The sequence below is a fragment of the Acidovorax sp. Root219 genome, from assembly GCF_001428665.1.
Taxonomy (GTDB): Bacteria; Pseudomonadota; Gammaproteobacteria; order Burkholderiales; family Burkholderiaceae_C; genus Acidovorax.
The window spans coordinates 23607-43390 of the sequence record NZ_LMIJ01000005.1 but is presented as its reverse complement, the minus strand read 5'-3'; the positions used below and the strand labels follow the sequence as shown (position 1 = coordinate 43390).

General features: G+C 66.8%; 20 protein-coding genes. 15 read left to right on the top strand and 5 right to left on the bottom strand.

The genetic code is table 11. From position 1 onward, the window contains the following. Window positions 1-983 precede the first annotated feature (983 nt). Both ASE28_RS05710 and ASE28_RS05705 read right to left on the bottom strand, forming a co-directional pair. Window positions 984-1352, bottom strand: coding sequence for a DUF1428 domain-containing protein (locus tag ASE28_RS05710; RefSeq protein WP_057265395.1), 369 nt, complete (start codon window positions 1350-1352; stop codon window positions 984-986). 257 nt (window positions 1353-1609) lie between these two features. Continuing rightward, complete coding sequence (locus tag ASE28_RS05705) at window positions 1610-2743, bottom strand: hypothetical protein (RefSeq protein ID WP_235516048.1); 1134 nt, start codon at window positions 2741-2743, stop codon at window positions 1610-1612. Between the two features lie 124 nt (window positions 2744-2867). Between ASE28_RS05705 and ASE28_RS05700 the strand changes: the two genes are divergently transcribed. Further along, window positions 2868-3530 (top strand): hypothetical protein, encoded by a 663-nt coding sequence (locus ASE28_RS05700; RefSeq protein WP_235516047.1) that lies wholly within the window; start codon window positions 2868-2870, stop codon window positions 3528-3530. Between the two features lie 137 nt (window positions 3531-3667). Here ASE28_RS05700 and ASE28_RS05695 read toward each other — a convergent pair whose 3' ends face one another. Further along, the gene (locus ASE28_RS05695; RefSeq protein WP_057265388.1) at window positions 3668-4126 is read right to left on the bottom strand and encodes an Rrf2 family transcriptional regulator; all 459 of its coding nucleotides are present in this window, start codon (window positions 4124-4126) and stop codon (window positions 3668-3670) included. Window positions 4127-4351: 225 nt separating this feature from the next. Here ASE28_RS05695 and ASE28_RS05690 point away from each other — a divergent pair, with 225 nt between their 5' ends. From ASE28_RS05690 to ASE28_RS05645, 10 genes are all read left to right on the top strand, one after another. Further along, window positions 4352-5245, top strand: coding sequence for an NAD(P)/FAD-dependent oxidoreductase (locus ASE28_RS05690; protein ID WP_057265386.1), 894 nt, complete (start codon window positions 4352-4354; stop codon window positions 5243-5245). Window positions 5246-5380: 135 nt separating this feature from the next. Then, a complete protein-coding gene (locus ASE28_RS05685) occupies window positions 5381-5836 on the top strand; it encodes a fasciclin domain-containing protein (RefSeq protein WP_057265383.1) in 456 nt (151 codons plus the stop codon). A gap of 119 nt (window positions 5837-5955) precedes the next feature. Further along, complete coding sequence (locus tag ASE28_RS05680) at window positions 5956-6894, top strand: fasciclin domain-containing protein (RefSeq protein ID WP_057265382.1); 939 nt, start codon at window positions 5956-5958, stop codon at window positions 6892-6894. An 85-nt stretch (window positions 6895-6979) separates the two neighbouring features. Next, window positions 6980-7561 carry a lipocalin family protein gene (locus ASE28_RS05675; RefSeq protein ID WP_057265380.1) on the top strand — a complete coding sequence of 194 codons (582 nt, stop codon included), beginning with the start codon at window positions 6980-6982 and terminating at the stop codon, window positions 7559-7561. Beyond that, the gene (locus ASE28_RS05670; protein ID WP_057265378.1) at window positions 7558-8580 is read left to right on the top strand and encodes an NAD(P)/FAD-dependent oxidoreductase; all 1023 of its coding nucleotides are present in this window, start codon (window positions 7558-7560) and stop codon (window positions 8578-8580) included. The genes ASE28_RS05675 and ASE28_RS05670 overlap by 4 nt, the downstream gene beginning before the upstream one ends. 28 nt (window positions 8581-8608) lie before the next feature. Next, window positions 8609-8782: a DUF2256 domain-containing protein gene (locus tag ASE28_RS33495; RefSeq protein WP_082607929.1), complete on the top strand. Its 174-nt coding sequence runs from the start codon at window positions 8609-8611 to the stop codon at window positions 8780-8782. After that, a complete protein-coding gene (locus ASE28_RS05665) occupies window positions 8779-10131 on the top strand; it encodes a DASH family cryptochrome (RefSeq protein ID WP_057265375.1) in 1353 nt (450 codons plus the stop codon). Before ASE28_RS33495 ends, ASE28_RS05665 begins: the two co-directional genes overlap by 4 nt. Continuing rightward, a complete protein-coding gene (locus ASE28_RS05660; RefSeq protein WP_057265374.1) occupies window positions 10128-11687 on the top strand; it encodes a cryptochrome/photolyase family protein in 1560 nt (519 codons plus the stop codon). Before ASE28_RS05665 ends, ASE28_RS05660 begins: the two co-directional genes overlap by 4 nt. A 669-nt stretch (window positions 11688-12356) precedes the next feature. After that, complete coding sequence (locus tag ASE28_RS05650) at window positions 12357-12839, top strand: GreA/GreB family elongation factor (protein WP_057265369.1); 483 nt, start codon at window positions 12357-12359, stop codon at window positions 12837-12839. A gap of 62 nt (window positions 12840-12901) precedes the next feature. After that, window positions 12902-13285 carry a RidA family protein gene (locus tag ASE28_RS05645; protein WP_057265366.1) on the top strand — a complete coding sequence of 128 codons (384 nt, stop codon included), beginning with the start codon at window positions 12902-12904 and terminating at the stop codon, window positions 13283-13285. Between the two features lie 312 nt (window positions 13286-13597). On the opposite strand, the gene ASE28_RS05640 is transcribed toward ASE28_RS05645, so the two are convergent. After that, on the bottom strand, window positions 13598-14236 hold the full coding sequence (locus ASE28_RS05640) for a TetR/AcrR family transcriptional regulator (protein WP_057265364.1): 639 nt from the start codon (window positions 14234-14236) through the stop codon (window positions 13598-13600). 77 nt (window positions 14237-14313) lie between these two features. Here ASE28_RS05640 and ASE28_RS05635 point away from each other — a divergent pair, with 77 nt between their 5' ends. After that, window positions 14314-15426, top strand: coding sequence for an aldo/keto reductase (locus ASE28_RS05635; protein WP_057265362.1), 1113 nt, complete (start codon window positions 14314-14316; stop codon window positions 15424-15426). 19 nt (window positions 15427-15445) lie between these two features. Here ASE28_RS05635 and ASE28_RS05630 read toward each other — a convergent pair whose 3' ends face one another. Then, entirely contained in the window at window positions 15446-16336 is an 891-nt protein-coding gene (locus ASE28_RS05630; protein WP_057265360.1) for a LysR family transcriptional regulator, read from the bottom strand. Between the two features lie 121 nt (window positions 16337-16457). Between ASE28_RS05630 and ASE28_RS05625 the strand changes: the two genes are divergently transcribed. From ASE28_RS05625 to ASE28_RS05615, 3 genes are all read left to right on the top strand, one after another. Next, a complete protein-coding gene (locus tag ASE28_RS05625) occupies window positions 16458-17921 on the top strand; it encodes an MFS transporter (protein WP_057265358.1) in 1464 nt (487 codons plus the stop codon). Window positions 17922-18019: 98 nt separating this feature from the next. Further along, the gene (locus tag ASE28_RS05620; protein ID WP_057265356.1) at window positions 18020-18520 is read left to right on the top strand and encodes a hypothetical protein; all 501 of its coding nucleotides are present in this window, start codon (window positions 18020-18022) and stop codon (window positions 18518-18520) included. A 43-nt stretch (window positions 18521-18563) separates the two neighbouring features. Beyond that, window positions 18564-19652 carry a sensor domain-containing diguanylate cyclase gene (locus tag ASE28_RS05615; protein WP_057265354.1) on the top strand — a complete coding sequence of 363 codons (1089 nt, stop codon included), beginning with the start codon at window positions 18564-18566 and terminating at the stop codon, window positions 19650-19652. The last annotated feature ends 132 nt before the right edge of the window (window positions 19653-19784 follow it).

The following is a 19784-nucleotide window of genomic DNA, read 5'->3' as shown; positions in this document are numbered from 1 at the left end:
TACAGATGGCCTCGACGACTTATGTCCACGCCCAAGGTCATCGGGGGATACTGATGCCTTACAGTGAGTGCCAGGCCAGTTACGAAGACAAGTTGGATAGCTGAATCAGGGCCTTCGCCCAAGGCGTCCCAAACGCGAACTTCTGCAATCACTGCGGGTAAATACTTCCGAACCGCGTCGATTTGCTCGGACGCCCTCCAGTTTTCCGGCCAGCCCGCTGGCATCCTTGTCGAACTCGACACTTCCTGCAGTTTGATGCCCAGGGCTGGGTAGGCACCTGGTATTGAAACCTCGCATGGTGAAACTTGGACCGTCGGGGATTCGGCGATAGTCAATCTGACAAGGTCAGTTGCAATAGCCGCTGTTGTTTGGTCTACCCAAGCAGGATGTGTCTTCCTTGGCGGACATATCCAGACAGCCTCGAGCAGCTGATTGATCATCGAAGAAGGGTGCATTTTGTCTAAGTGCCGGACTCCAACGTCCACTCTTGGCCGAGGCTGTGTAAAAACGCGCCATATGCCCTGGTGCTGCTGGTCTTCTCAGAAATCGACCGCTCAGAACGGCCTACAACGCTCGATCTCGATGCGAGCAATGGTTGAAGTACCCCCGCAAAAGTCAGCCATCGACGTTTTCACACAGCCTCGGCCGATAGCGGAAGTCTAGCTGGTGGCTCCAGCGCCCTGTATCACCCAAGAAGGCGACTGGACAAAGCTGCACAGATGCTCACGTCCCCGATTTGGAAATGACCACGAGCGCCGAACTGAGTGTCCAGCTCCCGCCGTTCCAGCTGTCCAGCTCAGTTCGTCCCCACTGTCCAGCAGCGACCGAAATACGCACTTGCAACTTTATCAGCGACACCTGAAGCCCTCGACCACATGCGCAGCGTGGCAGGCTGGCAGTGTTCGAGCTGCGACCGGACCCTGCCACTGCCAGCCCGCGAGTTGCACCGGGGAGCGTGCGCGCTGCGCGACGTTGGGGACTGCTCAAGCCTTCACTTCGACCACCTGTTCGAAGCCGCCGAAGATCATGCGTTTGCCGTCGAAGGGCATGGGCGGGTTGCCGGGGGCGGACGGGTCCATGCGCGGGTCTTCCATCATCTTCTTCATGCCTGCGTCGCGTGTGGCCTTGTCCGGCCATTCGACCCACGAAAACGCCACCGTTTCCTCGGCCGTGGCCTGGACCGCGCGGCGGAAATCGGTGACTTTGCCGTCGGGGACGTCATCGCCCCAGCCCTCGATCACCCGGATGGCGCCCAGCTCGATGAAGATCGGGTCGAGCTTGCGCGCGTGCTCGATGAATTTTTGCTTGTTGGCGGTGGGTACTGCGATCACGAAACCGTCGATGTAAGACATGTCTTGACTCCTGTTGGGTTGACCATGCGGCGCGCCCGCCCGTGGGCACCCCGTCATCACACGACGAACGACAGTACGCCCAATCGACATGGGGCGCCTGGAAAGACACGTTTTTTTACCAGTGACTGGAGCGATGCCACTGCAGGACGCCTGTTGCGTCGGCCGCCGCGTTGCGTTCTCGGCAAGGTGCCCATGTCCCCGCGAGCAACCCCATCGCCACCCAGAGCACGGCCCCACGGGGGTGACAGCCGGTTGGCCTACGCTGCGGTCAGTTGGCTGATTCTTGCCATCGCCTTGTGGATCCCCGGGGCGCGGTCCGGAACGTCTTCTCTGTCCACACCAGGGGTGATGGCATCGCTCCCATCCTTGACGGAGGTCATCCGGTGCAGAAAGAGCAGGCTCTCCTTCAAATCGGCGGATTCCGTCACGTCGGACATCATTCCTTTGAAATCCGTGATCACCTCGCGGTAGGCACTGCCGTCCTTTTCCAGGCTGCCGACCTGCCGGTACCACGATGCCTTGCGCAGGTGCTCGAAGAAGGACAGCACTTCGGGCTGGAATGCACCCTCCTGCCCATCAATCAGAATATCCCGCCCGGGCGCAAACGTCTCGCGGTAGGGGAGCAGGGCTGTGAGCTCATCCGCCTCGATGGCGAAAGGCAGCTCGGCCAGCTTCTTGCGGGGCCCTTTGAGCCAGCGCAGCTTGACTTCCTGCGCATGGTCCGCAAGGGTCTGGGGGATTTTGCCCACCTCTTTTCCGTACATCTGGATGTCCTGGACGATCAGGTAGCGCTCCCCTTGAAGGGCCGTTCGCGCCTCTTCGCACGCCCGCATGATCCAGTAGGCCTGGTCTGCGTCCTTGGCACCGAAGCGCTTGGAACTCTGGGCAATGAACCCGATGTTCTGCGCCATGTTCCAAGCCGCCACTGCCCAGTAGCGGTAGTCTGTCAGCTTCTCCTGCGAGGGGGATTCGTCATGGATGTACTCGTTCCAGGCACCGCTCGGCACGGTTCCGACGGCGGCGGCGGTCGATGATTTTGCTGGCGCGCCCAGCCACCCGTATCCATGGGCCTTGCCCCCTTCGAAAACACAGAGCGCGTAGTCCTTGCTGCTCTCCTCGGACTCGAAGCGGACAAAGCTCCCATCGCGCACAAAGGGCGCCAGCGCCTCCAAGCGTTGGGATACCCGCTCGGTGATCTTGTCGACATCGATCTCGTCGATTTCCAGCACGTTTCTCTGGCCCTTGCCCTGCCAGCCTATCGCCGCCAGCGCGGCATCGAATGGCATGTCCTCAGCAATCCAGCCCTTGTCCAGCAGGAGCTTGGAAATCTCCTTCGCATGTTTCTTGGCAATCTTGATGTTGATGTCAGTCTGGCGAAACGCGATACCCATTCTCAATTCCTTGCAGAGACTTTTTAAGTGCATGCGCATCCTAAGCGCCTGCAAGGTCCTGGCACTGGACACTTTGTCCAGTGCCAGCATGTCCGCAGGCGCTAGACTTTCGCCTGCAGTTGCAGTGCTCAACCGGTTTGAACCCTTGCTGAATGGTTCAAGCCTCAACAATATCAACAGGGAGGAAAAAATGATTGAAGTCAACGGTGGGGTGGTGGGTGTGTCGGATCGCGCGGTGGTTTTCAGCACGCAAAAAGATCTTGAGCCACGTGCTCTGGCAACGCTCGGCAAGAAGGAAAAAGCCCAATTGGGCGAGCACGGCAGGTTGATCGAGAAGGACAAGGTGGCTTCGGTGCATGCGGCCAAGGATGCACGGTTCACCACGGTGATTACCGCGAAGGGCCTGGGCGACGACATCGGCGTGCATGCCCTGTCGGAGGCCGCCCAAAAGCGCATCGTGGCCAGCGTTCAGGCGCTGATGGGCCAGAGCGGCAAGGCCGAACAGCTGCGGCCAGGGCTCTTGCAGCGGTCGGGAAAATCCATCTTCCTTGCCATTGCCACGCTGGTGCTCACCGGGTTGTTCTACTTCGTCGTGTCGTCGATGGGCAATGCATCGGTCGAGGCCTCAGGCAAGCATGCCGGCAAGGAAAAGCTGCTGTACTCCATCGCCAGCACATTGGGCCCCAAGGGCACGCTGTTGGTCGGCGGCGTGATTGCAGCGCTGTTTCTCTTCAGTGCCTACAAGAACAGCAAGAAAAGCTGGTTGACAGAGCGCTATTCTTTCTGAGGATTGCCTCGCTGCTGGGGAGAGCCTGCCCCAGCCATGAGCGGCCGTTCAAGCGCCGCTTGGCGTATTGCACGCAAACCTCCAAATGTACGGGCTTGCCCTGGCGGAGTCGTATCTCCGGTTCCAATGGACGCGGGTCAATGCCCTGCGGGCCCATGAACCGCCCACCCCTTGGCCACGCACTCCGCATCGAACTGTTTTGCCAGGTCGGCCAGCGCAATCGAGCCCAGCCGCGCGATCAGCAGCGCCTCGGCCTGGCGCAGGGCGTCGTCCAGGGCGGCGTTGACCACGCGCTCCACCGCGCATTCGGGGTTGTCGCTGCCGTTGCCGATGGCAAACAGGTGCGGCCCGCCCACGGCGTTGTGGATGTCGAGCAGCGTCACCTTCGCCAGGTCGCAGGCAATCGTCCAGCCACCGCCATGGCCCTTTTCTGACCGCACATAGCCCGCATCGCGCAGGCCCGCCATCGTGCGGCGCACCACCACGGGGTTGGTCTGCAGCATGGCGGCGATCTGCTCGGAGGTGAAGGGCGCATCGTGCCGCGCCATGTGCAACAGCACGTGGAGCATTCGGGACAAGCGGCTATCACTGCGCATGAGGTTTTGGTCCTTGGATGGAGCGCCTCAAAACACTCTTCTGGCGTCGTTGCTGCGTCTTGTCGTACTGCTCGTACTGCCTGCGACACAGCGCCTAGCTAGAACCGCTTCGCTGAGTGTTGTGAGCCGCTGGGGTGTGATTCTTGAATCATTGTAAGTTGCATGAAATTGGGTGGCGCGTTATCATGAAACTTCAAAAGTATCGTGAATCAAAAGGAACCCCACATGCACTACGACGCCATCGTGATCGGCGGCAGCTATGCCGGCCTGGCTGCCGCAACCCAACTGGCGCGGGCGCGCCGGCGTGTGTTGGTGGTGGACGCCGGCCAGCGCCGCAACCGCTTTGCCGAGCACTCGCACGGCTTTCTCACGCAAGATGGCACGCCTGCAGCCGACATCGCAGCCCAGGGGCGCGCGCAGCTCATGGCCTACCCGACGGTCGAATGGCGCGAGGGCAAGGTCACGGCTGCCGAGCGGGCAGGGCAGGGCTTTCGCGTCGAGGTGAATGGCTTGCCTGATGCCATCGATGCCCGCCGCCTGGTGCTGGCCACCGGCGTCATCGACCACCTGCCCGAGGTGCCCGGGCTGGCCGAGCGCTGGGGCCGCCACGTCTTTCACTGCCCGTACTGCCATGGCTACGAGCTGAACCAGGGCCGCATCGGCGCCCTGGGCGTGTCGCCGTTTTCCATGCATGTCGCGTTGATGCTGCCCGACTGGGGCCAGGCCACCTTCTTCCTGAACGGTGCCTTCGAGCCCGATGCGGACCAGCTGGCGCAGCTGCAGGCACGCGGCGTGGTGCTGGAGCGCGGGCTCATCGACCGCATCGAAGGCGCCATGGACATCGTGATGCGTGACGGCCGCGTGATTGCGCAAGACGGCCTGTTCACCCTGACCCGCGTGGAGGTGGCCAGCCCCATTGCCCAGGCCCTGGGCTGCGAGTTTGAAGACGGGCCCCTGGGCCGCACCATCAAGACCGACGCCATGAAGGCCACCACCGTGCCCGGCGTGTATGCCTGCGGCGACGCGGCGCGCCAGGGCGGCTCGCTGCCGCTGGTGGTGGGCGACGGCACGCTGGCGGGCGCGGCCACGCACCAATCGCTGATCTTTGGCGCGCATTGAAAGCGCGTCATGTGACCGGATGAAACCAATTGGTTTTAATAAAACTAATTGGTAGAAATTAAAACCAAACGGTCATACAATCGGCCCGCGCCCATCTTGGCGTGTGAGTGCATCCCCATATTGAGGAATGAAATCATGAAGAAGACCCTGGTTGCCCTGGCCCTTACCGCAGGCGCCACCTTTAGCGCAATGGCGCAAGACATCGTTGACACCGCCGTGAAGGCCGGTAACTTCAAGACCCTGGTGGCAGCCGTGCAGGCCGCCGGCCTGGTGGACACGCTCAAGGGCCCCGGCCCGTTCACCGTGTTCGCGCCCACCGATGAAGCGTTTGCCAAGATCCCCAAGGCCACGCTCGACGGCCTGCTCAAGGACAAGGCGGCGCTCACCAAGGTGCTCACCTACCACGTGGTGCCCGGCAAGGTCATGGCCAAGGACGTCAAGGCCGGCAAGGTCAAGACCGTGCAAGGCCAGGAGATCACCGTGTCCACCAACATGGGCGTGATGGTCGACCAGTCCAAGGTCATCGCCACCGACGTCGCCGCCAGCAACGGCGTGATCCATGCCATCGACACGGTGCTGATGCCCAAGTAAGCGGCCCACGGTTTGCGCGCCTGCCCGTGCAAAGCTGCCGGGTGGCGCAGATTCAAGGGGGCCTGTCCGGCAGGCCCCCTCTCTTTTCATCCACTGTCTGACAGCGAGGAGAGATTCCCATGAACACTGCATTCAACCGCCGCACCGTCCTTCTGGCCGCCGCCCTGGGGGCCAGCACCACCGTGCTCCAGGCCTGTGGGGGCAGCGACGACGAACCCCAGCGCAACATCGTCGAACTGGCGCAGAACACCCCGGAGCTGAGCATCCTTGTCGAGGCCGTGGTGGCCGCCGGGCTGGCGCCCACGCTGAGCACGGGCAGCCTCACCGTGTTTGCCCCCACCAACGCGGCCTTCGCCGCGCTGCTGGCCGAGCTGGGCCTGACCAAAGAGGCGCTGCTGGCCAACAAGCCCCTGCTCACCGCTGTGCTCACCTACCACGTGCTCGGTAGCCGGGTGGTGCGCGCAGACGTACCTCTGGGCAAGGCCATCACCCCGGTCTCCGGCGGCTTCTTCAAGATCGAGTCTGCCAACGGCCTCAAGATCACCGATGGCCGCAACCGCGTCACCACCATCACCAGCACCGACATCCAGGCCAGCAACGGCGTGGTGCACCTGGTGGACCGCGTGCTGCTGCCGGCAGACAAGGACATCGTGGCCACCGCCATGGCGGTGCCCGACTTCAGCATCCTCGTCGAGGCCGTGGCCGCCGCCGGCCTGGTGGCCACGCTGAAAGGCCCCGGCCCGTTCACCGTGTTCGCGCCCACCAATGCCGCCTTTGCGGCGCTGCTGGCCGAGCTGGGCCTGACCAAGGAGGCGCTGCTGGCCGACACCGCCTTGCTGACCCGCGTGCTCACCTACCACGTGGTGCCGGCGCGGGTGCTGAAGGCCGAGGTGCCCGTCAACACCGCCATCGCCACCGTGCAGGGCCAGAGCTTCACGGTCAACCCCAGCCTCGTGATCACCGACCAGAGCCTTCGCACCAGCCGCATCACCGGCACCGATGTGTTTGCCAGCAATGGCGTGGTGCATACGGTGGACCGGGTGCTTTTGCCCAAGTAGGCTGGCCGCACCCTCTGCGCAGTACCCCAGAAACCACGCCGCCGGGCTTCTGGGGGCTGCAACGGATTTTTTGAGTTCATCGCCCATGTCCACCACCGCATCCCCCTGGCTTCGCCGCGCCGCACTGGCCTGGCTTGCCTCCATGGCACTGGCCCTGGCCGCCTGCTCATCCACCGCCCCGCCGCCCGGCATCACCCCCGTCACGCCGTTCGACCTGGCGCGCTACGAGGGCCGCTGGTACGAGGTGGCGCGGCTCGACCATTCCTTCGAGCGCGGCATGACGGACGTGAGCGCCACGTACCAGCGCCAGGCGGATGGCAGCGTGCGCGTGCTCAACCGGGGCTTTGACACCACCAAGGGCAGCCAGGGCGGCGAATGGCGCCAGGCCGTGGGCAAGGCACTGTTCACGGGCGATGCGCAGACCGCCTCGCTCAAGGTGTCGTTCTTCGGGCCGTTCTACGGCGGCTACCACGTCGCCGCGCTCGACGCCGACTACGGCTGGGCCCTGGTGGTGGGGCCCGACCGCAGCTACTGCTGGATCCTGTCGCGCAGCAAGCAGCTGGCGCCGGGTGTGCGCGAGCAGCTCATCGCCCGCGCCAGCGCGCTGGGCATCGACACCCAGGCGCTGATCTGGGTGACCCAGCAACGCACCGACCCGCAGCCATGAGCGCAGCCGCACACACCCGCCTGCAGTTTGCCGTGGTCGGCGCCGGCCTGGCCGGCCTGTCGTGCGCGCAGGCACTGCTGCAGGCCGGCCATGCCGTTCAACTGCTGGACAAGAGCCGGGGCCCCTCGGGCCGCATGGCCACGCGGCGGGCCGAAGACGAGGGCACTGGTGCCTGGCAGTGCGACCATGGCGCCCAGTATTTCACCGCACGCGACCCGGCTTTTCGCGCCGAGGTGGCGCGCTGGCAGTCAGCCGGCGTGGCTGCGCCATGGCCTGCGCGCCTGGCCAGCGTTGATGGCACGGCCTGGACCACGCCGCACACCCCGCTGGAGCGCTTTGTGGGCACACCGCGCATGACCGCGCCGGCCGCCTGGCTGGTGCAGGGCCTTGGTCATCACGCGGCCACGCAGTGGCAGACCACGGTGCAGCGGCTGCAGCACACTGGCGAGGGCTGGGCCATCACCTCGGCAGAGCAGGGTCTGCATGCGGCGCGGTACGACCGCGTGGTGCTGGCCATGCCGGCGCCGCAAGCTGCGGCCTTGCTCGCACCGGTGGCGCCCGATGGCGCTGCCCTGGCCGCCAGCGCCCGCATGCGCGGCAGTTGGGCGGTGATGCTGCGCTACGCCGCACCCGTGGCCTTGCCCTGGGACGGCGCCTTCATCAACGCCGGCCCGCTGCGCTGGGTGGCCCGCGACAGCAGCAAGCCCGGCCGCACCGGGCCTGAGACCTGGCTGCTGCACGCCAGCCCCGAGTGGAGCGAGGCGCACATCGAAGACAGCGCCGAGTCGGTCACCGCCGCCCTGCTGGCCGCGTTTGCCGCACTGGGCGGGCTGCCGCCCGTGGCCGCCACGGCCCACCGCTGGCGCTATGCCGACACCGAGCCCGCGCTGCACCAGGGCTGCTGGTGGAGCAGCGCCCTGGGCCTGGGTGTTTGCGGCGACTGGCTGCACGGCGGCAAGGTCGAAGGCGCATGGCTCAGCGGCCGCGCGCTGGCGCACCAGATGCTGCAGCCCGCCTGAACCATAGACCCCCTCCATCAAGGCCGCCATGCGCATGCGCAAGAAGCACGACCTGCCGCAGAAAACCTGCCTGCACTGCGGCCTGCCCTTCACCTGGCGCAAGAAGTGGGAGAAGGTGTGGGACGAGGTCAAATACTGCTCTGACCGGTGCCGCAACGAGCGCAAGGCTACCGGGCACGTGCGCGCCGGGGGCACACCATGACCGCGCACCGCACCGTGCTCTTCTGGTTTCGCCGCGACCTGCGCCTGCACGACCAGGGCGCGCTGGCCGCTGCCCTGGGCAGCGGCACCACCCACCTGGTGCCCGTGCACTGCCAGCCCCCCGCCGGCGAGACCACGCCCTGGGGCTTTGCCCGCAGGGGCCTGCACCGGCGTGCCTTCGAGGGCGCCGCACTGCGCGACCTGGCGACCGGCATGGCCCGGCTGGGCAACCCCTTGCTGCAGTGCCAGGGCCTGCCCGCCGCCGTGCTGCCCGCGCTGGCCAGCGCCATGGGCGCCACCACCGTGGTGTGTGAAGAGATTGCAGCCCCCCATGAGCAGGCCGAGGTGGCCGCCCTGCGTGCAGCCGGCCTGCAGGTGCAGACCGTGTGGCACAGCAGCCTGCTGCAGCCATGCGATCTGCCCTGGCCCGTGGGCGACCTGGCTGGCGTGTTCACCACCTTTCGGCAGGCGGTGGAGCAGGCCGGCATCCAGCCACCGCAGCCGCTGCCGGCGCCTGCGGCCTTGTTGCCACCGCCCGCAGCGCTGACCGATGCGGTGTGGCAAGAGGTGCTGCACACGGCCGGCGCCGTGGGTGCGGCGCAAGGGCAGGGCGGGCACCGTGACGAGGTGGGCGAGGGTGCCGGCTGTGACGTGCGCTCTTCCTTCCCCTACGGCACCCCCGCCTGCGATGGGGGCGAAACCGCCGCGCTGGCCCATGTGCAGCAGTACCTGGCCAGTGGGCAAGCCCACACCTACAAGGCCACCCGCAACGGGCTCACGGGGTTGGGTTACTCCAGCAAGTTCTCGCCCTGGCTGGCCACGGGCGCGCTCTCGGCCCGGCATGCCATGGCCGCGCTGCGCCGGTTCGAGTCCACGCATGGCGCCAACGAGGGCACCTATTGGCTCTGGTTCGAGCTGCTGTGGCGCGACTATTTTCGGCTGCTGCACCTGCAGCACGGGCGCACCCTGTACCGTGCGCGCGGCCTCTCGGCCCAGCCGCTGGCGCCCCACAACGCACCTGGCTTTGCGCGCTGGTGCGCTGGCGATACGGGCCAGCCGCTGGTGGACGCTGCCCTGCGCGAGCTGGCCGCCACCGGCTACCTCAGCAACCGCCTGCGCCAGGTGGCCGCCAGCTACCTCATCCACGAGCTGCAGGGCGACTGGCGCGCGGGCGCCGCGTGGTTCGAATCGCAACTGGTGGACTACGACCCGTACAGCAACCAGGGCAACTGGCTCTACATCGCCGGACGCGGCACCGACCCGCGTGGCGGGCGCCGCTTCAACCCCGCCAAGCAGACGCAAGACCACGACGCCGACGGCAGCTACCGCCGCCTGTGGGGCACGGCATGACACGCCCTGGCCGCGAGCCCGCGCCGGCCCACACCCTGCGTCTGGTGCTGGGCGACCAGCTCAACCCCGGGCACAGCTGGTTTGCAACACCCGATGCCGGCGTGGTCTATGTGCTGATGGAGGTGCGGCAAGAGACCGACTACGTGCTGCACCATGCGCAGAAGATCCTGGCCATCTTTGCCGCCATGCGCGACCTGGCGCGGCACCTGCGCAGCGCCGGGCACCGCGTGCGCTACGTGGCCATCGACGACGCCAGCAACCGCCAGTCCGTGCCCGGCAACCTGGCCGCCCTCATGGCGCACTACGGCGCGCAGCGGTTTGAGTACCAGCACCCCGACGAATGGCGGCTCGACGAACAGTTGCGACACTGGTGCGCAGAGCAGCCCTTTGCCACACAGGCCGTGGGCAGCGAACATTTCTACACCACCCGCAGCGAGGTGGCCGAGGTGTTTGCAGGCCGCAAGCAGTGGCTCATGGAGCACTTCTACCGCCGCATGCGCCACCAGCACGGCGTGCTGATCGACGAGGCCGGCGAGCCCGAGGGCGGCCAGTGGAACTACGACCACGACAACCGCAAGCCTTGGCCCGGCACCCCGGCCACCCCGCCCGATGCGCGGCCTGTGCACGACCACAGCGCCCTGTGGGCCACCATCGTGGCCGCCGGGGTGCAGAGCTTTGGCAACCCGCAGGCCGGGCAGCTGCGCTGGCCGCTGAACCGGGCCGAGGCCCTGGCCGGGCTCGACCACTTCATCGCCACCACCCTGCCGCACTTTGGCGAGTACGAAGACGCCATGAGCACGCGCAGCCCGCACCTGTTCCACTCCCTGCTGTCGTTTGCCCTCAACACCAAGATGCTGCAGCCGCGCGAGGTGGTGCAGCGCGCCCAGGCCGCATGGCAGGCCGGCACCGCGCCGCTGGCGGCGGTAGAGGGCTTCATCCGCCAGATCCTGGGCTGGCGCGAATACGTGCGCGGCATCTACTGGGCCCACATGCCTGGCTACGACGAGCGCAACGCCCTGGGCCACACCGCGCCGCTGCCGCAGTGGTTCTGGAGCGGTGATACCCGCATGCGCTGCCTGCAGCATGCCGTGGGGCAATCGCTCGACGGTGCCTACGCCCACCACATCCAGCGGCTCATGGTCATCGGCAACTTTGCCCTGCTGGCCGGGCTGGACCCTGCCGCCGTGCACCGCTGGTACCTGGGGGTCTACATCGATGCCTTCGAGTGGGTGGAGCTGCCCAACACCCTGGGCATGAGCCAGTTCGCTGACGGCGGCCTGCTGGCCACCAAACCCTATGTCAGCAGTGCCGCCTACATCGACCGCATGGGCGACTACTGCAAGGGCTGCCACTACGACAAGAAGCTGAAGGTGGGCGAGCGCGCCTGCCCCTACAACGCCCTGTACTGGGACTTCTTTGCCCGCAACGAAGCCACGCTGGGCAGCAACTTCCGCCTGGGCATGGTGTACCGCCAGCTGCAGAAAATGCAGGGCCCACAGCTGGAGGCATTGCGTGGGCATGCCAGCCATCTGCGCGCGGACCTGGACGCGCTGTAAAGCACAGCGTGCCATGCGTGTTTTGGTCAGGCGCTGGCCTGCTTACCGACGGAATGCACAGCGCTCTTGAATTGCACCGGCCCTCGGCCTAGACTGAGGCGCTGGGATATCGTGGCCAGGCGCTGTCGAGTGTCCATGCCCCTCCCGCAAGTTTGCAATACTGGACCATTGAGGACCGCACGATGACGACCATTGCCAGACGAGAGAAAATCCTTGCCGCACTTCAGACTGCATGCATCTGTATCGCAGTTGAATTGGCCATTGTGCTGCTGCTAGGCACCCTCACAGACTCGTACCTGGGCGCAGTGGCGGTATCGCTCGCCGTCCTGGGGCCCGTATCCTTGTGGCTTGCTCCATCGGTGTACGGCCGCGTTCTTCGCTCGAATCCAGGAGTTGAGGCCAGGGCGTAAGCGGAGCTTGGCGTCCAGGAGCGCCGTGCTGGTGGTTGTCCTGGCAGCGCTTGTGCTGGCGATGGGTGCCGCCATCTACAAGAATGGGTCGCACAAGACGACTGCTGTAGAAGCCGCCCAACGCGCGGCCGCTGCCGCCAAGGAGCTGAGCTCCAGTAACAGCAGGCGCGTGCAGATGCAGAGCGAAGCGTCGAACGCGGGTGAAGCCCTTCACAATCAAGACCTGCCATCCGCTTGTTAAAGATGCCTACTTTTCACCATGGATAAATTCTTGCTGCAGCAGCAGGTGCTGCAACGGCTCGCCCAAGACCTGCTGCAAGCCGAACAGGCAATGCGGGCGGCCCATGAAACGGCGACCCACGAAGAAAACATCGCCGAAAACAAATACGACACACTGGGACTCGAAGCCGCCTACCTGGCCACCGGCCAGGCCCGGCGTGCCGAAGCCATCCGCCAGGCGATGGCCAATTGGCGCCAATGGCGCCCGCGCCCCTACGACGCCAGCCAAGGCATACAGCTCGGCGCGATGGTCTGCCTGGTCGATTCCGACGACAGGCAGCAACAGCTCTTTCTCGGCCCGGATGGGGGCAGCATGAAGCTGCTCAGCGGCGCGCAGCCCGTTCAGGTCATCAGCAGCGAAGCCCCTTTGGGCAGGGCCATGCTGGGCAAATGCGAGGGTGATGAGGTGTCGATACAGTTGGCTCCAACCCGACAGCAGTTCGAGGTGCTGCGGGTCTATTGAGAGCGGCTAACCAACAACGCCAGAAGAATTTTTGTTCGCCGCAGGCCACTTGACCAAACCCGATGAATGAAGCCGAACTCAATGCAGGGCTCTGCGCCACGCCGCAATACCGCTACGCGGATCGCCTCGGCGATCGTCTGTTTGTGGCTGGCCAGGTGCCTCTCGATTCCCATGGCCACTTGGTAGGCCCACAGGACCCGGGCGCACAAGCCTTGCAGTGCTTGCGCAACCTGGAGCGGCTCCTCGCAGTACACGAATTTCAAGCCAAGGACATTCGACAATTGGTCGTGTACGTGATCGGAGACCAAGCAAGTCTCTCTGCGGCATGGTCAGCGGTCGCAGGCTGGTTTGGTGGCCAGGTTCCGCCAGCGACACTGCTCGGTGTTGCCGCACTAGGGTACGTGGGACAACTGGTTGAGATCGACGCCACCGTGATCAAGGCCTGAGGGCATCGCATCACATGGCGCCTGGCCCTTGCATCGATGGGATCGGCATCTCTTGGCGGGACAGAACACGGGCCTGACGCTCACTGTTCGCCGGTTTCGTTTTTCTTCTTCTTGTCTTGGTCGTAATGCCATTTGATGGCGAAAAACATGCCCGTGCCGAACACGAGAACCTTGAACACAATGAAGACTACAGGGACCCAATCCATCTTTTCCTCGCTATCACTGGATACTAATTGCAGTGATCGTAGCAAGCCTGAAGGTACATAGCGCTGGACATTTTGTCTCACCCACCCGGAGCAAAGCGGGCTGAATTTACCGCGCCTCAGCCCCCGCGCGAGCCGGCCACGCCTGCATTGCCGTGGTGGCCACGCGCAGCAGCTTCTCGCGCGGCGCGCCGTCGCGTGCCAGGGTCGATATGCCCTGTATCACCGCCATCACATGCCCGGCCAGGGCATCGGCGTCGGCGCTGGGCGGCAGCTCGCCGCTGGCGATGGCCTGGGCGATGCGCTGCTCCAGCATGGCCTCGATGCCGCGGCGCAGGCCGGCCAGGGTTTCCTTGACCTCGCTGGCTGCGTCCGAGCAACTGATGGCCGAGCTGGCCAGCAGGCAGCCGGCGGGCGTGTCCGCCCCGCTGGAGCCGATGGCCGCCGCCTGCAGCAGGCCCCAGGCGGCGTCGCGCGCCGAGGCCGCGCCGTCGATGATGGTCTGCGAGGTGACCGGGCCGCCGGACACATAGTGCCCCACGGCCGCCAGAAACAGCCCCTTCTTGTCGCCAAACACCGTGTAGATGCTGGACGGCGTGACCCCCAGCGCGGTGGTCAGGTCGTTGAGTGAGGTGGCCTCGTAGCCGTGCTGCCAGAACAGCAGCATGGCCTGGTTCAGCGCCACGTCCCGGTCGAACGACAGGGGGCGGCCTTTGCGGCGGTGGGCAGCGGGTTCCTTGGTTTTCATAGCGTGCACTATGAAATCGATTGCCCCGTTTGGCAAGGGCTGCTATATTTTCCTATCAATCACTAGGAAATTAATCCATGTCTCTCACCGACTACCGCACGCTGGGCCGCTCGGGCCTGGCCGTCAGCCCCCTGGCGCTGGGCACCATGACCTTTGGCGCGCCCCGCTGGGGCTCGGGCGAAGACGCTTCGCGCGCTGTGTTCAACGCCTATGTGGAGGCCGGCGGCAACTTCGTGGACACGGCAGACGTGTACTCCAGCGGCGCCAGCGAGGAGATGCTGGGCGGCTTCATCGCCGAGCGCGGCCTGCGCGAGCGCATCGTCATCGCCACCAAGGCGGGCTTCTCGGCAGGGCAGGGGCCGCATGCCGGGGGCAACGGCGCCAAGCATGTGCATGCCGCACTGCACGCCTCGCTGCGCCGCCTGCAGACCGACCATGTGGACCTGTACTGGGTGCATGTGTGGGACTCTGCCACTCCGGCCGAGGAACTGCTGGAGACCATGGCCGCCCTGGTGCGCAGCGGCAAGGTGCGCTACTGGGGCGTCTCCAACGCGCCAGCCTGGTACGCCGCTCAACTGGCCACGCTGGCCGCCGTGCGGGGCCTGCCCCGGCCCATCGGCCTGCAGTATTTCTACTCGCTGGCCAACCGCGACATCGAAGACGAGCATGTGCCCCTGGCCGGCGAATTCGGCATGGGCATCGTGCCCTGGAGCCCGCTGGCCTTCGGCTTTCTGGCAGGCAAGTACGACCGGTCTACGGTGGAGGCCGGCGCACCCCGCGCAGGCGGCCTGCCGCGCGAAGTGGCCGCAGCCGGCCAAGAGCGCCCGGCCGGCGACAAGCGGCTGGACGGCGCCAACCCGTTCGGCGATTCCCTCTTCACCGAGCGCAATTGGGCCATCGTCGATGTGCTGCGCCGCGTGGCCGCCGAAGCCGGGCAGACCCCCGCGCGCGTGGCTCTGGCCTGGGTCACCGGGCGGCCCGGCATCACCTCTACCCTCATGGGTGTGAGCAGGGTGGAGCAGGTGGCCGACAACATTGCTGCGCTGGATGTGGTGCTGTCCCCAGAGCACCGCGCGGCGCTCGACGAGGTGAGCGCATCGCCGCCGCGCATGCTCTACAACCTGTTCACCCCGGCCGCGCGCCAGCAGCTGGTGTCGGGCGGGGATGCGGTCGCGCCCTGGCGTGCCTGAGCCGCAGCGCGCCAGCTTGCTACGCTGCGCACACCTGCAGCACCAGCCCCCGCAGCCAGCGGTGCGCCGGGTCGGCATGCAGGCGCGGGTGCCACAGCAGTGACACGGTGATCTCGGGCACCGGCACGGGCAGGGCAAAGCTGTGCAGGCCTGCGCGCAGGCCTGCGGTGTGGCGCTCGGGCACGGTAGCGATCAAATCGGTGGCGCGGGCCAGCGCCAGCGCGGTGGCAAAGCCGCTCACGATGGTGGCGATATCGCGTGCCAGGCCCAGCGGGCCCATCACCTGCTCGATGGGCCCTTGCTCCAGCCCGCGGCGTGACACGGCGATGTGCCGGCCGGCCACGTAGCGCTTCGTCGTCACCTTGCCTTTGCTCAGCGGGTGCCCCGCGCGCACCACGCCCACGAAGCGGTCGCGCAGCAGCGCCTGCACCCGCACCTCGGGGCCCATGGCGGGGCCGAGCACGCCGGTCTCCAGGTCCACCTCACCATCGCGCAGCGGGGTGCTGTCCTTGTCGGGCTTTTGCACAAAGCGCAGGCGCACGCCCGGCGCCTCGGCCGCCACGCGGGTGATCAGCGCGGGGCCGAAGGTCTCGGCAAAGCCATCGCTGGTGCGCAGGGTGAAGGTGCGTGTGAGCTGCGCCAGGTCGGGCGCCTGGGCAGGGCGCAGCACGGCCTCGGTGTCGTGCACCAGCTGGCCCACGCGCTCGCGCAGCTCCAGCGCCCGGGGCGTGGGCACCAGGCCGCGGCCGGCGCGCACCAGCAGTGGGTCGCCCGTGGTCTCGCGCAGGCGCGCCAGCGCCCGGCTCATGGCCGAGGGGCTCAGGTGCAGGCGCCTGGCGGCGCGCGCCACATTGCCTTCGGTCAGCAGCACATCCAGGGTGACGAGCAGGTTCAGGTCAGGGCGGGGCACGCACCGAACATACCAGATGGCATGGCGTCTGGTGCACTGATTGAATGCAAATGCTGCGCCTTCCGCTATCTCTGATGGGCGCCTACGCTCGGTGCATCCCTCTGAATTCTGCAGCCGCACCATGACCCAAACCATCCCCCCAAGCACCCCGTCCCCCACCGCGCAACGCGGTGTGCTGGCCAGCTTGTCGCTGTCCATGCTGCTGTCCTCGCTGGGCACCAGCATCGCCAACGTGGGTCTGCCCACGCTGGCGCAGGCCTTTGGCGCCAGCTTTCAGCAGGTGCAGTGGGTGGTGCTGGCCTACCTGCTGGCCATCACCACTGTGGTGGTCAGCGTGGGGCGCCTGGGCGACCTGCTGGGCCGCAGGCGCTTGCTGCTGGCGGGCATTGCCTTGTTCACCGGGGCATCGCTGCTGTGCGGCCTGGCGCCGTCGCTCTGGCTGCTGATCGCCGCGCGCGCCGTGCAGGGCCTGGGTGCCGCCGTGATGATGGCGCTGGCCATGGCCCTGGTGGCCGACGCGGTGCCCAAGGCGCGCACCGGCAGCGCCATGGGCCTGCTGGGCACCATGTCGGCCGTGGGCACGGCGCTGGGGCCCACACTGGGCGGGGTGCTGATCGCGGGCTGGGGCTGGCCAGCGCTGTTCTTCATCAACCTGCCGCTGGGCGGGGCCGCGATGTGGCTGGCACGCCGCTACCTGCCGGCGGACCGCGAGCGGGCCGCCACACAGCGCCCGCGCTTCGACATCGCCGGCACGGTGCTGCTTGCGGCCACACTGGCCGCCTATGCGCTGGCCATGACGCTGGGGCATGGCAGCTTCGGCACGTTGAATGCAGCGCTGCTGGTGTGCGCTGGCGCAGGCCTGGCCCTGTTCGTGGGGGTGGAGCACCGGGCAGCGGGCCGCGCAGGTGGCGCCGCGCCGCTGGTGCCCCTGGCGCTGTTCAAGGGCCCTGCACTGGGCGCCGGCTTTGCCATGGGCGCGCTGGTCACCACCGTGGTCATGGCCACGCTGGTGGTGGGCCCGTTCTACCTGTCGGGCGCGCTGGGGCTGGGTGCGGCGCAGGTGGGCCTGGCCATGTCGTGCGGGCCGCTGGTGTCGGCCCTGGCCGGCGTGCCCGCCGGCCGCATGGTGGACCGCCTGGGCACCCAGCGCACCACCGTGGCCGGGCTCATCGCCATGGCGGCGGGCTCGGCTGCGCTGGCGCTGATGCCGGCGGTGTGGCCGGCTTCGGGCGTGCTCGGCTATGTGGCAGCGCTGGCCGTCATCACCGCTGGCTACGCACTGTTCCAGGCCGCCAACAACACGGCGGTGATGGCGGCCACGGCGCTGCAGCCGCAGCAGCGCGGCGTCACTTCGGGCCTGCTCAACCTGTCGCGCAACCTGGGCCTGGTCACCGGTGCATCGGCCATGGGTGCGGTGTTCACGTGGGGTACCGGCAGCCAGGGCATCGCCACTGCGCAGCCCGCTGCGTTGGCGGCGGGTATGCAGGCCACGTTCGGGGCTGCGGCGGTGTTGGTGGGGGTGGCGCTGGGAATTGCGGTGGTTTCGGGCGGATTGCACCAGGCAGCCTCTGCGCGCTCTGCGTAGAGCCAACGCGCGGGCGCCGGCCCTGCAGGCTTGCAGTATGCTTTTGCGTGCAGCCAATCCGTGCTGCTTGCCACCAAGCCGCCGATTCCCCCGTCCCCATGACCGACCGCATCACCGCCCTGGTTCAATCGACCATTGCCATCCTGGGCAAGCCTGAACTGTCCACGGGCGAGATCGAGGCGCAGGTGCTGGCCCTGGCGGGCGAAAACGCCATGCTTGCGCGCCGGCTGATAGACGTGGTGCCCGAAGGGTTCGGGCTGGTGCTGGTCTCTCACATCAAAAGCGCCGAGACAATGCAACTGCCTACCGAATTCGCAGTGCAAGATGCTGCAGGCGAATGGGTGAGCCTTCCCTTCGCACGCGAACCCGTCTTCATCGCCGCTGTGCTGGCGGCCCAGGCCATGTTCCACACCGGGCCGCGCCTTGTGTTCCAGACGGTCACCGACCGCAGCGCCTTGCTCAACACGGTGAACGATGCGCTCAACCAGGGCGGCTCGCTGGAGGGGGCCACGCTCGGTGGTCCGAGCTTCCTGGGCATACCGGCCGCCGTCTATGCAGAGGGTCTTCCCGTTGCGGCCACGCCCTCCGTGGGCCAATAATGCAGGTCAACTGCCAGCCACTCACTCATTTGTAGAGCACGCCATGGACCTTGCGCTTTCCCCTCCGCCGGACGACGCCAGCATCCTCACCGCGCTGGCCGACCCCCGGCGCCTGGCTGCGGTGCGGCGCACCGGCCTGCTCGACAGCCCGCCCGAGGAGAACTTCGACCGCCTCACCCGCCTGGCCTCGCGGCTCACGGGGGCGCCGGTGGTCTTCGTCTCGCTGCTGGACCAGAGGCGCGATTACCACAAGAGCCTGGTCAGCCCCGTTGCAGAGGCACCCGGCAGCAGCCGCGTGCGCATGGGCCGCACCTTCTGCCACTATGTGGCCGTGACCAAGGTGCCCCTGGTGATCGAAGACGCCACGCTGCTGCCGGTGTTCCGCGACGTGCCCAGTGTCAAGGCCATGGGCGTGCGCGCCTATGCCGGCGTGCCGCTGCTCACGGAAGAGGGCGACACCCTGGGCACCTTCTGCGCCATCGACTTTGCCCCCCGGCACTGGACCGAGCAGGACCTGGACGTGCTCACCGAGTTCGCCCACTCCGCCCTGCGCGAGATCCGCCTGCGCATGGCCCTGCAGCACGCCGATGCCGTCAACCAGCAGCTGGTGGAGCAGATCCAGCGCGTGGACGAGCTGAACATGAAGCTCGAAGAGCTGGCCACCACCGACCCCCTGACCGGCCTGCGCAACCGCCGCGCCTTCGACAGCCACATGGCGCAGGAGCTGGCCATCGTGCAGCGCCGCGGCGCGCCGCTGAGCCTGCTCATGCTCGACGTGGACCACTTCAAGCGCGTCAACGACACCCTGGGCCACGACGGCGGCGACCGCGTGCTGCAGGCCATTGCCGGCCACATGAAGGCCTGCGCCCGCACGGTGGACGTGGTGGCCCGCGTGGGCGGCGAAGAGTTCGCCGTCATCCTGCCCAGTACTGGCGAGGCCGGCGCCCACGAGGTCGGCGAGCGCATGCGCCAGGCGGTGGAAAACGGCCCATGGGACGAGATGCCCGTGACCATCAGCGTGGGCGTTGCCACGCTGGTGGATGGCGAGGATGCAGAGCGCATCTATGGGCGCGCCGATGCCGCGCTGTATGCGGCCAAGCAGGCGGGGCGCAATAGGGTGCAGCAGGCGTAAGGCCAGTCGTCACCGGGGAGGCGGACGGCGGCCCCATGCAGCCCGCGCCGTTCATCCCGCGTTCATCTTCTGCTCACGGCCTTGTCATCTGGCATTCAGGCCGCGTCCATACCGCTTTGGTGAACTGTAGGT